This is a genomic window from Streptomyces sp. NPDC021115 (assembly GCF_044333065.1).
Lineage (GTDB): Bacteria > Actinomycetota > Actinomycetes > Streptomycetales > Streptomycetaceae > Streptomyces.
Map to the genome: position 1 here is coordinate 62,891 of NZ_JBIRQF010000024.1, position 12,152 is coordinate 75,042.

The 12,152-nt window shown below is 71.8% G+C and carries 13 protein-coding genes and 1 pseudogene; 6 read left to right on the top strand and 8 right to left on the bottom strand.

The window, feature by feature from the left end; genetic code table 11:
• The first annotated feature begins 35 nt into the window (after positions 1 to 35).
• Entirely contained in the window at positions 36 to 1,604 is a 1,569-nt protein-coding gene (locus ACH4TL_RS40755) for a chloride channel protein (RefSeq protein WP_398330235.1), read from the top strand.
• On the opposite strand, the gene ACH4TL_RS40760 is transcribed toward ACH4TL_RS40755, so the two are convergent.
• Both ACH4TL_RS40760 and ACH4TL_RS40765 read right to left on the bottom strand, forming a co-directional pair.
• Positions 1,534 to 1,899, bottom strand: coding sequence for a CU044_2847 family protein (locus ACH4TL_RS40760; protein ID WP_398330238.1), 366 nt, complete (start codon positions 1,897 to 1,899; stop codon positions 1,534 to 1,536). The two genes, ACH4TL_RS40755 and ACH4TL_RS40760, sit on opposite strands and share 71 nt — an antisense overlap.
• 37 nt (positions 1,900 to 1,936) lie before the next feature.
• Complete coding sequence (locus tag ACH4TL_RS40765) at positions 1,937 to 2,809, bottom strand: hypothetical protein (RefSeq protein ID WP_398330241.1); 873 nt, start codon at positions 2,807 to 2,809, stop codon at positions 1,937 to 1,939.
• Between the two features lie 271 nt (positions 2,810 to 3,080).
• Between ACH4TL_RS40765 and rplM the strand changes: the two genes are divergently transcribed.
• The 3 genes from rplM to glmM all read left to right on the top strand — a co-directional run bounded on the left by rplM (position 3,081) and on the right by glmM (position 5,604).
• A complete protein-coding gene (rplM, locus tag ACH4TL_RS40770; protein ID WP_398330244.1) occupies positions 3,081 to 3,524 on the top strand; it encodes a 50S ribosomal protein L13 in 444 nt (147 codons plus the stop codon).
• A gap of 41 nt (positions 3,525 to 3,565) precedes the next feature.
• Complete coding sequence (gene rpsI, locus ACH4TL_RS40775) at positions 3,566 to 4,069, top strand: 30S ribosomal protein S9 (RefSeq protein WP_398330247.1); 504 nt, start codon at positions 3,566 to 3,568, stop codon at positions 4,067 to 4,069.
• A 176-nt stretch (positions 4,070 to 4,245) separates the two neighbouring features.
• A complete protein-coding gene (gene glmM, locus ACH4TL_RS40780; protein WP_398330249.1) occupies positions 4,246 to 5,604 on the top strand; it encodes a phosphoglucosamine mutase in 1,359 nt (452 codons plus the stop codon).
• A gap of 141 nt (positions 5,605 to 5,745) precedes the next feature.
• On the opposite strand, the gene ACH4TL_RS40785 is transcribed toward glmM, so the two are convergent.
• Both ACH4TL_RS40785 and coaA read right to left on the bottom strand, forming a co-directional pair.
• On the bottom strand, positions 5,746 to 6,666 hold the full coding sequence (locus ACH4TL_RS40785) for a DUF389 domain-containing protein (protein ID WP_398330252.1): 921 nt from the start codon (positions 6,664 to 6,666) through the stop codon (positions 5,746 to 5,748).
• A 12-nt stretch (positions 6,667 to 6,678) separates the two neighbouring features.
• The gene (gene coaA / locus ACH4TL_RS40790) at positions 6,679 to 7,695 is read right to left on the bottom strand and encodes a type I pantothenate kinase (protein ID WP_398330255.1); all 1,017 of its coding nucleotides are present in this window, start codon (positions 7,693 to 7,695) and stop codon (positions 6,679 to 6,681) included.
• A gap of 170 nt (positions 7,696 to 7,865) precedes the next feature.
• Between coaA and glmS the strand changes: the two genes are divergently transcribed.
• Together glmS and ACH4TL_RS40800 are read left to right on the top strand one after the other, a co-directional pair.
• Positions 7,866 to 9,713, top strand: a complete 1,848-nt coding sequence (gene glmS, locus ACH4TL_RS40795; RefSeq protein ID WP_398330258.1) for a glutamine--fructose-6-phosphate transaminase (isomerizing) — start codon at positions 7,866 to 7,868, stop codon at positions 9,711 to 9,713.
• A gap of 4 nt (positions 9,714 to 9,717) precedes the next feature.
• Positions 9,718 to 10,086, top strand: a complete 369-nt coding sequence (locus ACH4TL_RS40800) for a holo-ACP synthase (RefSeq protein WP_398330261.1) — start codon at positions 9,718 to 9,720, stop codon at positions 10,084 to 10,086.
• Positions 10,087 to 10,198: 112 nt separating this feature from the next.
• Here the strand turns inward: ACH4TL_RS40800 and ACH4TL_RS40805 are convergent, their stop codons facing one another.
• The 4 genes and pseudogenes from ACH4TL_RS40805 to ACH4TL_RS40820 form a co-directional block, all read right to left on the bottom strand.
• A complete protein-coding gene (locus tag ACH4TL_RS40805) occupies positions 10,199 to 10,618 on the bottom strand; it encodes a PIN domain nuclease (protein WP_398330264.1) in 420 nt (139 codons plus the stop codon).
• A complete protein-coding gene (locus tag ACH4TL_RS40810) occupies positions 10,618 to 10,872 on the bottom strand; it encodes a type II toxin-antitoxin system VapB family antitoxin (protein ID WP_398330267.1) in 255 nt (84 codons plus the stop codon). Before ACH4TL_RS40810 ends, ACH4TL_RS40805 begins: the two co-directional genes overlap by 1 nt.
• Before the next feature lie 499 nt (positions 10,873 to 11,371).
• Positions 11,372 to 11,736: pseudogene (locus ACH4TL_RS40815) on the bottom strand (hypothetical protein).
• 100 nt (positions 11,737 to 11,836) lie between these two features.
• On the bottom strand, positions 11,837 to 12,136 hold the full coding sequence (locus tag ACH4TL_RS40820; protein ID WP_398330270.1) for a hypothetical protein: 300 nt from the start codon (positions 12,134 to 12,136) through the stop codon (positions 11,837 to 11,839).
• Positions 12,137 to 12,152: the final 16 nt, after the last annotated feature.

The following is a 12,152-nucleotide window of genomic DNA, read 5'->3' on the forward strand; positions in this document are numbered from 1 at the left end:
GAGAAGATGGTGCATACCGGCCCGAGGGAGCTCCAGTGCCAAGCCTACGATATGGCGGGTCCCGGCGGAAGAAATGGCTTCCGGGTGACGAACCCGGCGGGGACACCCTGGCCCGGTGGGCACTGCTCGCGGTCGGCATCGGAGCGGTCGCGGGGTTAGGGGCGGCGGGCCTGTTCGGCCTGCTGAAGCTCGGCACCCACTGGGTGCTCGGCGAACTCGGCGGCTACCACCCGTACCGCACGACCATCGAGGGCGGCTTCGAACTCGCGTCCTCCTTCGAGCGCCCCTGGGCGGTGCCGCTCGTCGTCGCCGGGGGCGCGCTCGCCGCCGCGGCCCTGGTGCGCTGGCTGGCCCCCGAGGCGGGCGGGCACGGCACCGACGCGGCCATCGCCGCCGCGCACCACGCGCCGCTGAGCATGCGCGGCCGGGTGACGATCGTGAAGATGCTCGCCTCCGCGCTGACCATCGGCTCCGGCGGCTCGGCCGGTACGGAGGGACCGGCCGCCCAGATCTCCGCCGCCTTCGGCTCCGTCTTCGCCCGCCGCGCCCGGCTGACCCCCGCACAGGCCCGCACCGCCGTGGTGATCGGCCTGGCCGCCGGGGTCGGGGCGGTGTTCCGGGCGCCGCTGGGCGGGGCGCTGCTCGGCGCTGAGCTGCTGTACCGCAAGGACGCCGACGTGAGCATCGTCCCCAAGGCGCTGCTCGCCTCCGCCGCCGGATACGCGGCGTTCGGCGTCTGCTTCGGCTTCGGCCCGGTCTTCGGCGAGCACTCGGTGAGCGGCGCCATCGGGTTGGGGGACCTGCCGCTGCTGGTGGTGATCGGACTGCTGGCCGGGGGCGCCGGGCGGCTGTACGCGGCGGCGTTCTACTGGGTCCACGACCGGGTGGAGCCGCGCTCCCGTACGACCCTCCGCAAGCTCGCGTTCCCCGCCGCCGGGGGCCTCGCGGTCGGCTGCCTCGGCCTGCTCGTCCCGGGCGTCCTGGGGACGGGGTACGGGCTGATGGAGGGCGCGATGGAGCGGGACGTGCTGCTCGGCCTCTCCCTCTGGGCCGTGCTGCTGGTGCCGCTGGCGAAGATCGTCGGTACCGCGCTCACCGTGGGCTCGGGCGCCTCCGGCGGCATCTTCGGCCCCGGGTTCGTGGTCGGCGCGGGCGTCGGGGCGGCGGTGTGGCGGCTGACCGAACCGCTCGGATGGGCGCCGCAGAGCCCGGCGATGTTCGTGATCGTGGGCATGGCCGCCTGCCTCGGGCCGGTGGTGCGGGCCCCGGTGGCGGTCCTGGTGATGGCCGTGGAGACCGGCGGGGACTCCGGGCTGCTGGGACCGGGCGTCATCGCGGTGCTGAGCGCGGCGCTGGTGATGGGCGGCGTGACGATCTACCGCAGCCAGCTGGACCGCCGGGAGCAGAAGGAGCCGGTGACGGAGCTGACGGCGGTGATCCCGCCGGAGGACGCGCCCCCGAGCCCCGCCGCCCCTGCCGACGCTGCCCCTGCCGACGCGGCCTTCGACGAGATGCCCGTCGGCGAGGTGCCCGTCACCCGTCCTCGTCCGCGCCCTCGTCCTCCGCGGCGGGTCGGCCGGGACCGCGCTCCCAAGTCATTTTGATCCTGAGGTGGCCGTCCACCCCGGTCTTGGCGATCACCGCCCCCGCCTGTGCGCTCAGCTTCACGCCGAACTCCAGCTCCACCGTCGACGGCGGCTCGGGCAGCGTGCTGAGCTGCGTCAGCGCCCGTGCGGCCGCCTCCCTGACCCGGGCGAACCCGGCGTCGAAGGCCGCGCTCGCATCGGGCACCCCGTTCCGGCCGCCGGCGGCCAGCCGTACCCCCGGCTCGTCGTCGTCCACCTCGACGATCACGCTCGTCGTGCCGTCGCCGAGCCGGAACCCCACCAGCTCCGTCATGCCGGACCCCCTTCCGGACGCCCCTGGGAGCGCCGCGTCAGCCGTTGGAACCCGCGGCCGCCGACGCCTGCGCGTTGCCGCGGGCCAGGATGCGGCGGAAGGTGTAGTCGGCCATGTCGCGCCCGGCCTGGAGCGCCTCGGTGTCCGACTCCGTCACCTTCTTCCCCGAGGTGTAGCCGGAGATCGTGAAGTACGCGTACCGCCCGATCGCGTTGGCCGAGGTGCGGCACGCGGTCTGGCGGCAGAACGACGGGACCGAGCCGCCCGACAGCGATGCCACGTTCGGCTTGTACCCGTTCTTCGCCTTCTCCGCTTCCGCGCGCCCGTCGAAGACGGCGACGCCGATGGTGGTGGCCACGCCGTCCCGGGAGAAGGTGGCGCGCAGCAGCTTGCGGCATCCGTTGGCGCTGAGCACCGACCCCAGGCCACCCTGGGTGCCCGCGGCGCAGCTCGCCGTGGACGAGGTCGCGGCCTTCGCGTAACTGCGGCCCTCCTTGGCGGCCTCCTCGTCGGGGAAGAGCGTCCTGGCGCTCAGCGGCGCCTTGTCCCGCTTGGCGTCGGAGATGATGTCCAGCGGCTTGGGCGGCGCCGGGGGCGCCACATTGGAGAACGACGGCTCGGGCGACTCCGACTCGCGCGGCAGCGTCGGCTGCGAGGGCAGATGGTTCGCCGAGTCGTCCGAGGACCCGCCGTCGTCGTTGCTGCTGACCACCGCCGTGGCGACCATCGCGCCCACGGCCGCCGTCGCGAGCACCGCGCCCCCGATGAAGAGCCATCGGCGACGGCGGTCGCGCGTGGCGCTGTGATCGGCCATCGCGGCCCAGTCCGGCGTCGACGATCGGGACGACTGAGGCGACTGGGGCGGCTGAGATCCCCCGGGCCCGTACGGCCCCCCTTGCCCAAAGCTCATGGCGCGCATCCTAATGGGGGCAGCTGACAGCCGGGACCCGGCTGCGGCCAGGGAGGCGTTTTGACCCCCGTGGGTAGGGGCCGGTATTCTGCTCGTTCGTTATGCGTATTGGCTTGCTCGTTCTCACGTGAGGGGCCCTTACGCCGGTTCACCGGGCCGATGACCAGCGGCACGCACTCGGAATGCGTCACCGAGGTGCGGCCAGGGCTGTCGTGATCGTCCGGGTGGCCTTGTCAGGACCACACTCACTGAAGAAGCGAAGGCTACGACCGTGCGTACGTACAGCCCCAAGCCCGGCGACGTGCAGCGTCAGTGGTACGTCATCGACGCCACCGACGTTGTCCTCGGCCGTCTGGCCAGCCAGGCCGCCACCCTCCTGCGGGGGAAGCACAAGCCGGTGTACGCGCCGCATGTCGACGCGGGTGACTTCGTTGTCATCATCAACGCCGACAAGGTGCACCTCTCCGGCAACAAGCGGACCCAGAAGATGGCCTACCGCCACTCGGGCTACCCCGGTGGTCTGCGCTCCGTCCGTTACGACGAGCTCCTGGCGAAGAACCCGGAGAAGGCAGTCGAGAAGGCCATCAAGGGCATGATCCCCAAGAACACCCTGGGCCGTCAGATGCTCTCGAAGCTGAAGGTGTACTCGGGTGACCAGCACCCGCACGCCGCTCAGCAGCCGGTCCCGTTCGAGATCACCCAGGTCGCGCAGTAAGTCCGGCCACCCCCTAAGACGAAAAGAATCTGAGGAGCATCGTGGCCGAGACCACCGCCGAGACCCCCCTCGATGTCGAGGAGTACACCACCGAGAGCGTGGAGACGATCGAGTCGGAGTACACCTCCGAGTCGATGGCCTCGCGTTTCGGTGACCCGCAGCCGGCCGCCGGCACCGGGCGCCGCAAGAACGCCGTGGCCCGTGTCCGCATCATCCCGGGCAGCGGCCAGTGGAAGATCAACGGTCGCACCCTTGAGGAGTACTTCCCCAACAAGGTGCACCAGCAGGAAGTCAACGAGCCCTTCAAGGTGCTCGAGCTCGACGACCGCTACGACGTCGTCGCCCGCATCGCGGGTGGTGGCGTCTCCGGCCAGGCCGGTGCGCTGCGCCTGGGCGTCGCCCGCGCGCTGAACGAGGCGGACGTGGACAACAACCGCGGCCCGCTCAAGAAGGCCGGCTTCCTGACCCGTGACGACCGCGCCACCGAGCGTAAGAAGGCCGGTCTGAAGAAGGCCCGCAAGGCGCCGCAGTACAGCAAGCGTTAATCCGCTTCACTTCGCGGTTCGGCGGCTTCCGCCGCTCGCCCGAACGCCCCGGCGGCACCACTCGTGCCTCCGGGGCGTTCGGCTATCGCCACCAGGGGGCGTATACCTACAGGCAAGCGTCTATCAATCTCCACGCAAGCTTCAGCCCCCTCAGCTCGCAATCTCGGAGGACACCAGTGGGACGACTCTTCGGTACGGATGGTGTGCGCGGCGTCGCGAACGCCGACCTGACGGCTGAGATGGCGCTCGGCCTGTCGGTCGCGGCGGCACACGTGCTCGCCGAGGTGGGAACCTTCGAGGGCCATCGGCCGGTGGCGGTGGTCGGGCGGGACCCACGCGCGTCCGGGGAGTTCCTGGAGGCCGCCGTGGTGGCGGGGCTCGCCAGCGCGGGCGTGGACGTGCTGCGGGTGGGCGTGCTGCCGACGCCCGCGGTCGCCCATCTGACCGGCGCGCTCGACGCGGACCTTGGCGTGATGCTCTCCGCCAGCCACAACCCGATGCCCGACAACGGCATCAAGTTCTTCGCCCGCGGCGGCCACAAACTCGCCGACGAGCTGGAGGACCGCATCGAGACCACGTACCGCGCGCACGCCTCGGGCGAGCCGTGGGACCGGCCCACCGGCACCGGGGTGGGCAGGGTGCGCGACTACGCGGAGGGCTTCGACGCGTACGTAGCCCACCTCGTCGGCGCCCTCCCGGGCCGACTCGACGGCCTCAAGGTCGTCATCGACGGCGCCCACGGCGCCGCCTCCCGGGTCTCCCCGGAGGCGTTCGCCCGCGCCGGGGCCGAGGTCGTGACGATCGGCGCCGAGCCGGACGGCCTCAACATCAACGCGGGCTGCGGCTCCACCCACCTGGCCCCGCTCCAGGCCGCCGTCGTCGAGCACGAGGCCGACCTCGGCATCGCCCACGACGGCGACGCCGACCGCTGCCTCGCCGTGGACTCCGTGGGCCGCGAGATCGACGGCGACCAGATCCTCGCCGTCCTCGCCCTCGCCATGCGCGAGGCGGGCACGCTGCGCGGGAACACCGTCGTCGGCACCGTGATGTCGAACCTCGGCTTCAAGCTCGCCATGCGGCGCGAGGGCGTCGAGCTGGTCCAGACGGCGGTCGGCGACCGCTACGTCCTGGAGGAGATGAAGAGCCGCGGCTACGCCCTCGGCGGCGAGCAGTCCGGCCACGTCATCGCCCTCGACCACGCCACCACCGGCGACGGCACCCTCACCGGCCTCCTCCTCGCCGCCCGCGTCGCCACCACCGGCCGCACCCTGGCCGACCTCGCCGGGGTGATGGAACGCCTCCCGCAGGTGCTGATCAATGTCCCCGACGTCGACAAGTCCCGCGTCGCCAGCAGCGCCGACGTGGCCTCGGCCGTGGCCGAGGCGGAGCGCGAACTGGGCGAGACGGGCCGCGTCCTGCTCCGCCCCTCGGGCACGGAGCCGCTGGTCCGCGTGATGGTGGAGGCGGCCGACATCGACCAGGCCCGCTCCGTGGCGGCCCGCCTGGCCGACGCCGTCAAGTCGGCCCTGGGCTAGCGCCAGGCTGACTGCTCGCTGCGCCGGAGGGGCTGGAAATCCAGCCCCTCCGGCGCTTGCGGAGAGGGGGGTCGGGGGCGGGGCCCCTCGCGCGGCGGAGCCGCAAATCGACAGGTGCCGGGAAGGCCGCGGGGTGGGGGCTTACCCCCGGCGCGCCCACAGCCACTTCTGCGCCAGCAGCGTCAGCGTCCCCGCCACCACGATTCCCGCCAGGTTCAGCAGCAGCTGCTCACTCGACCCCACCATCTGGTCGACGTCCCCGTACCCCAGCGCCACCGCCGCGTTGGCCGCCGCCGGGACCGTCGTCACGGAGATCGCCACCCCCACCAGCGCCCCCGACTTCGCCGAGGTCAGCGACAACGTCCCCGCGATGCCCGCCAGCACGGCGACCACGAACGAGAACAGATCCGGCTGCCAGATGAACTCCGTGTTCGGGCGGTTCCCGTCCAGCTGGCCCTTGCTGAACAGCCCGAAGGCGTCCATCAGCACGCTGAAGCCCGTCGTCAGGACCATCGCCACCGCGAACCCGACGACCAGCGCCAGCGCCGACCGGGCGGCGAGCCGCGGGGCGCGGCGCACCAGGGCGGTGCACAGCCCGGCCAGCGGGCCGAACTCCGGGCCGACGGCCATCGCACCGACGATCAGGACCGCGTTGTCCAGCACCACACCGCACGCCGCGATCATCGTGGCGATGGTGAGGAAGGCGAGGAAGGTCACCGACAGGGTGGACTCCTCGTGGGTGGCGTCCGCCAGGTGCTCCCACAGCACCGCGTCCGCGCCCTCCCCCGGGGCGTCCTCCTCCGCCCGGTCGGCGCGCTTCGACAGGGACAGGCCGATGTCGTCGACGGCGATCGAGCCGTGCTCGTCGAGACCGAGCGCCCGCAGCTCGCCCAGCAGCGCGTCACCGGCCTCGCGGGCCACGTCGCACAGCACCACGTCCCCGGCCGGATCGCGGGCGGCACCGGGCAGGACGATCAGGTGGGCGGTGCCCACGGTGTCCTCCAGGAGGCGCACCACCGCGTCCGTCCGGTCGGCCGGGGCGATCAGCCGCAGATGCAGCACGTCGGGAACTCCTTAGAGCTTGCGCAGGGAGAGCCGCTGCACCTTGTGGTCCGGGCCCTTGCGGAGCACGAGTGTGGCCCGTCCCCGCGTGGGCTGCACATTCTGCTGGAGGTTCGGCTTGTTGATGGTCCGCCAGATCATGCGGCCGTAGTCCAGCGCCTCGTCCTCGGAGACCTGGGTGTACTTGCGGAAGTACGAGGAGGGGTCCTGGAAGGCCGTCTGGCGCAGCTTGCGGAAGCGGTCGAGGTACCAGCGCTCGATGTCCGCCGTACGGGCGTCCACGTAGACGCTGAAGTCGAAGAAGTCCGCGAGCCCGACCCGGGTCAGCCCGTCCTTGCCGGGCAGGGCGGGCTGGAGCACGTTCAGCCCCTCGACGATGAGGATGTCGGGCCGGTGCACGGTCTGCCGCTCGCCCGGCACGATGTCGTAGATCAGGTGCGAGTAGACCGGGGCCGAGACCTCCGCCCGGCCCGCCTTCACATCGGCGACGAAGCGGGTCAGGGCGCGGCGGTCGTACGACTCGGGGAACCCCTTGCGGGACATCAGCCCGCGCCGGTGGAGCTCGGCGTTGGGGTGGAGGAAGCCGTCGGTGGTGATCAGCTCCACCCGCGGATGCTCGGGCCAGCGGGCCAGCAGCGCCTGGAGCAGCCGGGCGGTGGTCGACTTGCCGACCGCGACGCTGCCCGCCACGCCGATGACGAAGGGGGTGCCGGTCTGGGTGCCGTGCCCCTTCTTGGTGTCGCCGAGGAAGGTGTTCAGCGCGCCGCGCAGGCTGCCGGTGGCGGCCACGTACAGGTTGAGCAGCCGGGACAGCGGCAGATAGACGTCCCGTACCTCGTCCAGGTCGATGACGTCGCCGAGGCCGCGCAGCCGCTCGACCTCCTCGGCGCTCAGCGGCAGCGGGGTCTTGTCGCGCAGCGCACTCCACTCGGCCCGGGACAGGTCCACATACGGGGTCGCCTCGCCGCCCCGCCGCTGCGGAGCGCGCACGGGCCCGGTGCGCGCCTCGCGCGCGGTAGACGTGATCATCCCTTCATTGTCGGGGTTGGGCCCGCCGGAGGAGCGGGTCGGGGGGCGTGGAGTCTGTCACCCCGTGCCACGCGGGAGCCTGAGCGGCCGGTCCGTTATGGGGGTAAATGCGAGGTCCGGCGCGTGGCCGGTGGTCGGCCCCCGTACCGGTGGGTCGTACGCTGCACTGCATGTGCGGAATCGTTGGTTACGTGGGAGGGCAGTCCGCCCTCGATGTCGTCCTCGCCGGGCTCAAGCGGCTCGAGTACCGCGGCTATGACTCGGCCGGGGTCGCCGTCCTGGCCGACGGCGGGCTCGCCGCGGCCAAGAAGGCGGGCAAGCTCGCGAACCTGGAGAAGGAGCTTTCCGACCGGCCGCTGCCCAGTGGCAGTACCGGCATCGGCCACACCCGGTGGGCCACCCACGGCGGGCCGACCGACGCCAACGCCCATCCGCACCTGGACAACGCGGGCCGGGTGTCCGTCGTCCACAACGGCATCATCGAGAACTTCGCCGCCCTGCGCGCCGAGCTGGCCGACCGCGGTCATGAGCTGGCCTCCGAGACGGACACCGAGGTCGTCGCGCATCTGCTCGCCGAGTCGTTCTCCTCCTGCGGCGACCTCGCCGAGTCCATGCGCCAGGTGTGCCGCCGCCTGGAGGGCGCGTTCACCCTCGTCGCCGTGCACGCCGACGCGCCCGACGTGGTGGTCGGCGCGCGCCGCAACTCGCCGCTGGTCGTCGGCGTCGGCGAGGACGAGGCGTTCCTCGCCTCCGACGTGGCCGCGTTCATCGCCCACACCCGCGAGGCCATCGAGCTGGGCCAGGACCAGGTCGTCGAGGCCCGCCGCGACGGCGTCGTCGTCACCGACTTCGACGGGGAGCCCGCCGAGGTCCGCCCGTACCACGTGGACTGGGACGCCTCCGCCGCCGAGAAGGGCGGCTACGACTACTTCATGCTCAAGGAGATCGCCGAGCAGCCGAAGGCGGTCGCCGACACCCTCCTCGGCCGCATCGACCTGGCCGGGAACCTCTGCCTGGACGAGGTCCGCATCCCCGCCTCCGTGCTGCGCGAGGTCAGCAAGGTCGTCATCGTGGCGTGCGGTACGGCGTACCACGCCGGGATGATCGCCAAGTACGCCATCGAGCACTGGACCCGCATCCCCTGCGAAACGGAGCTGGCCAGCGAGTTCCGCTACCGGGACCCGATTCTCGACCAGCGCACCCTCGTCATCGCGATCTCGCAGTCCGGCGAGACCATGGACACCCTCATGGCGCTGCGGCACGCCCGCGAGCAGGGCGCCAAGGTCCTCGCCATCTGCAACACCAACGGCTCCACGATCCCGCGCGAGTCCGACGCCGTCCTGTACACCCACGCCGGGCCCGAGGTCGCCGTCGCCTCCACCAAGGCGTTCCTCACCCAGCTGGTCGCGTGCTACCTGGTGGCGCTCTACCTCGGGCAGGTGCGCGGCACCAAGTGGGGCGACGAGATCCTCTCCGTGATCCGCGAGCTGTCCGAGATCGCCACCCAGGTCGAAGAGGTCCTGGAGACCATGGAGCCGGTACGGGAGCTGGCCCGCACCCTCGCCGCCAAGAACACGGTCCTCTTCCTCGGCCGCCACGTCGGCTTCCCCGTCGCCCTGGAGGGCGCGCTCAAGCTCAAGGAACTCGCGTACATGCACGCCGAGGGCTTCGCGGCGGGCGAGCTGAAGCACGGCCCGATCGCGCTGATCGAGCAGGACGTGCCGGTCGTCGTGGTCGTGCCCTCGCCGCGCGGGCGGTCCGTCCTCCACGACAAGATCGTCTCCAACATCCAGGAGATCCGCGCCCGCGGCGCCCGCACCATCGTGATCGCCGAGCGGGGCGACGAGGCGGTCGCCCCGTACGCCGACCACCTCATCGAGATCCCCGTCACCCCCACGCTGCTCCAGCCGCTGGTCGCCACCGTGCCGCTCCAGGTCTTCGCGTGCGAGCTGGCCACGGCCCGCGGCAACGAGGTCGACCAGCCGCGCAACCTGGCCAAGTCGGTGACCGTCGAGTGACCGCGTGATCGTCGGAGTGGGCATCGACGTCGCGGAGATCGACCGCTTCGCGGCGTCGCTGGACCGTACGCCGGGGCTGGCGGAGCGCCTGTTCGTCGAGGCCGAGCTGTCCCTGCCGAGCGGCGAACGCCGCGGCCCGGCCTCGCTGGCCGCCCGCTTCGCCGCCAAGGAGGCCCTGGCCAAGGCCCTGGGCGCCCCGGGCGGCCTGCGCTGGACGGACGCCGAGGTCTGGACCGAACCCGGCGGCCGCCCCCGGCTGTCCGTACGCGGCACGGTCGCGGCGCGCGCCGATGAGCTGGGCGTACGGACCTGGCACGTCTCCCTGAGCCACGACGCGGGGGTGGCGTCGGCGGTGGTGATCGCGGAAGCGTGAGGCCGGGAACGCGTGTCAGCCGACCCGTCCCTTCTGTTCCCGCGTCAGCCGTCCCGCGTGCACAGCCGATGGGTCACGCGAGAGTGGCCGGGAGCGGAAGACCTCGACCTGCTCAACGGTCCGCGCTGCCGGGCGGTACGACCCATTCGGCGGGTTGCCCGGTGAGGGAGGCGATCATGTCGAAATCGCCGTCGTAGTGGAGGATCGTCCGCTGGTGCAGTTCTGCCGTGGCGGCGATCAGTAGGTCGGGGAGGGACAGCGCGCGGTGGAAGCCTGCGTTGAGTGCGTGGCGCTGGACTTCCAGGGCGTGGCCGAAGGTGTGGTCGTCGGCGTGGAGGTAGTCGAAGGCGTGGAGCCAGGTGCTGATCCGGGTCGCCTCTGAGCTGTCCCGCGCGGAGTGGATCATCTCGTACTCGGTGGGCTGGCACACGGCGAGGAGGTAGCGCTCGTGCAGGGGCTTGAGCACCTCCTTGACGCTTGGCTTCGTCCAGCGGGCCAGGGCGGACTTGTCGACCAGATAGCGGTCCTGCATCAGGCGGCCCGGCCTCCGTCGCGGTCGCCGTTGTGCTTGAGGGAGCCGTCTGCGTTGCGGGGTCCGGTGTTCTCGACGATCTCACTGAAGTCGAGTTCACCGGCTTCGATGGCGTCGAAGCCTTCCTGGCGAAGGTGTCTCTTGACGGCGTCCTCCATGGCGAGGCGGACGGCCTTGGCCTTGGTCTTGGTGCCGAAGATGCGCATGGCCTCGGCGACCATGTCTTCGTCCAGGTCGATGACGGTTCTGGCCATGCGGACGGTCCCTTCGCGAATGCTTCTGCCATGAAAACGATAGCATTGAGTCGCGGGAGTAGATATCGTTTTGGTCGCCGGGTGGCACGTCTCGCTGAGCCGCGACGCGGGGGGCGCGTCCGCGGTGGTGATCGCGGAGGTGTGAGCCCGGGGCGGGTGCGCGGTCGGTTCGGTGGTGGGCGCCGGGTGCGGGGCCTCCGGGGCAGAGCCCTGGACTCGTATATTTTTGGCGCCCGTGCCCGGAGACGTGGGGTGGGCCGCGAATGGGCGCCACAAATACACGTCGTCGTCCAGGACCCCACCCCTGCGACCCCGCCCCCTCCCGTCGTGCGGCGGCCAACCGCCAGTGGCCCCTGGCACCCGACCCTCCTCCGGTCCGCCCGGTGGGGCGGGCGCCGGGCGGGGGTGGGATGCGACCCCGCCCCCTCCCGTCTCATCGGCGGCCACCCGCCGGTGGCCCCCGGCTCCCGTCCGCTTCCGGCCTGCCCGGGGGCGCGCGTCAGCTGACGCCCTTCTCGATCGCCTCGAAGATGTCCGCGTCCGTCTCACGCTGCCAGCCGGGAAGGTCCGGCCAGTCGGCGACGTACCCGGGCTTCGGGTCCTCGAAGTGCCGGTACATCTGTGCGGTCCAGCACGTGGCGACGAAGCGGCCCTGCTGCTCCCGCGTCAGCCGCCCCGCATGCCCCTCACTCAGCTGGAGGAACTGCCGTACCTGCTCGTACACGGCCCCGGCAGCCGCCCGCTCCCACTCCGGGGTGTCCTCCCAAGGCGTCACATACCCCGGCTTGGGCTCCCCGGGAAAGTGCCGCCGCACGCCCTCGATCCACGCCTCCCGAACACCCGGGCCCCTTCGGTCCGCGACATCCCTGCCCCTTTCGTCGGTCCCCGTACGCCAGGGACCGGAGTCTACGAGTGACATGTCCGACACAGTGCGGTGCGGACTCGTCTGTCGATCGGTTTTCGCTCAGGCGAGATCCGCGTCTTCGCTGGAGGCGGCAAGCCGTCCGCCTCTGCTCTCCGCCACCCGCAGGACGTCGCGTAGTGCCTCGCCCAGCCGCTCCGCCAGGAAGCGGAGTTCTCGCGCGTCCGCTGCGGGGGCGTCCAGCAGGGCGCGGGCGTGGCCGAGGAGTTGCGTCCCCATGGACAGTTGCAGTTCCTCGATCTGGTCCGCACGTCGGTTCAGGGGGCTGTTGCCGTTGTCCGAGGACAGGTAGCAGGGCCTGCCCTCGAGGTCGGACCACGGCAGCAGGCGCAGGCCGGTCATTGTCAGCTCCCATTGG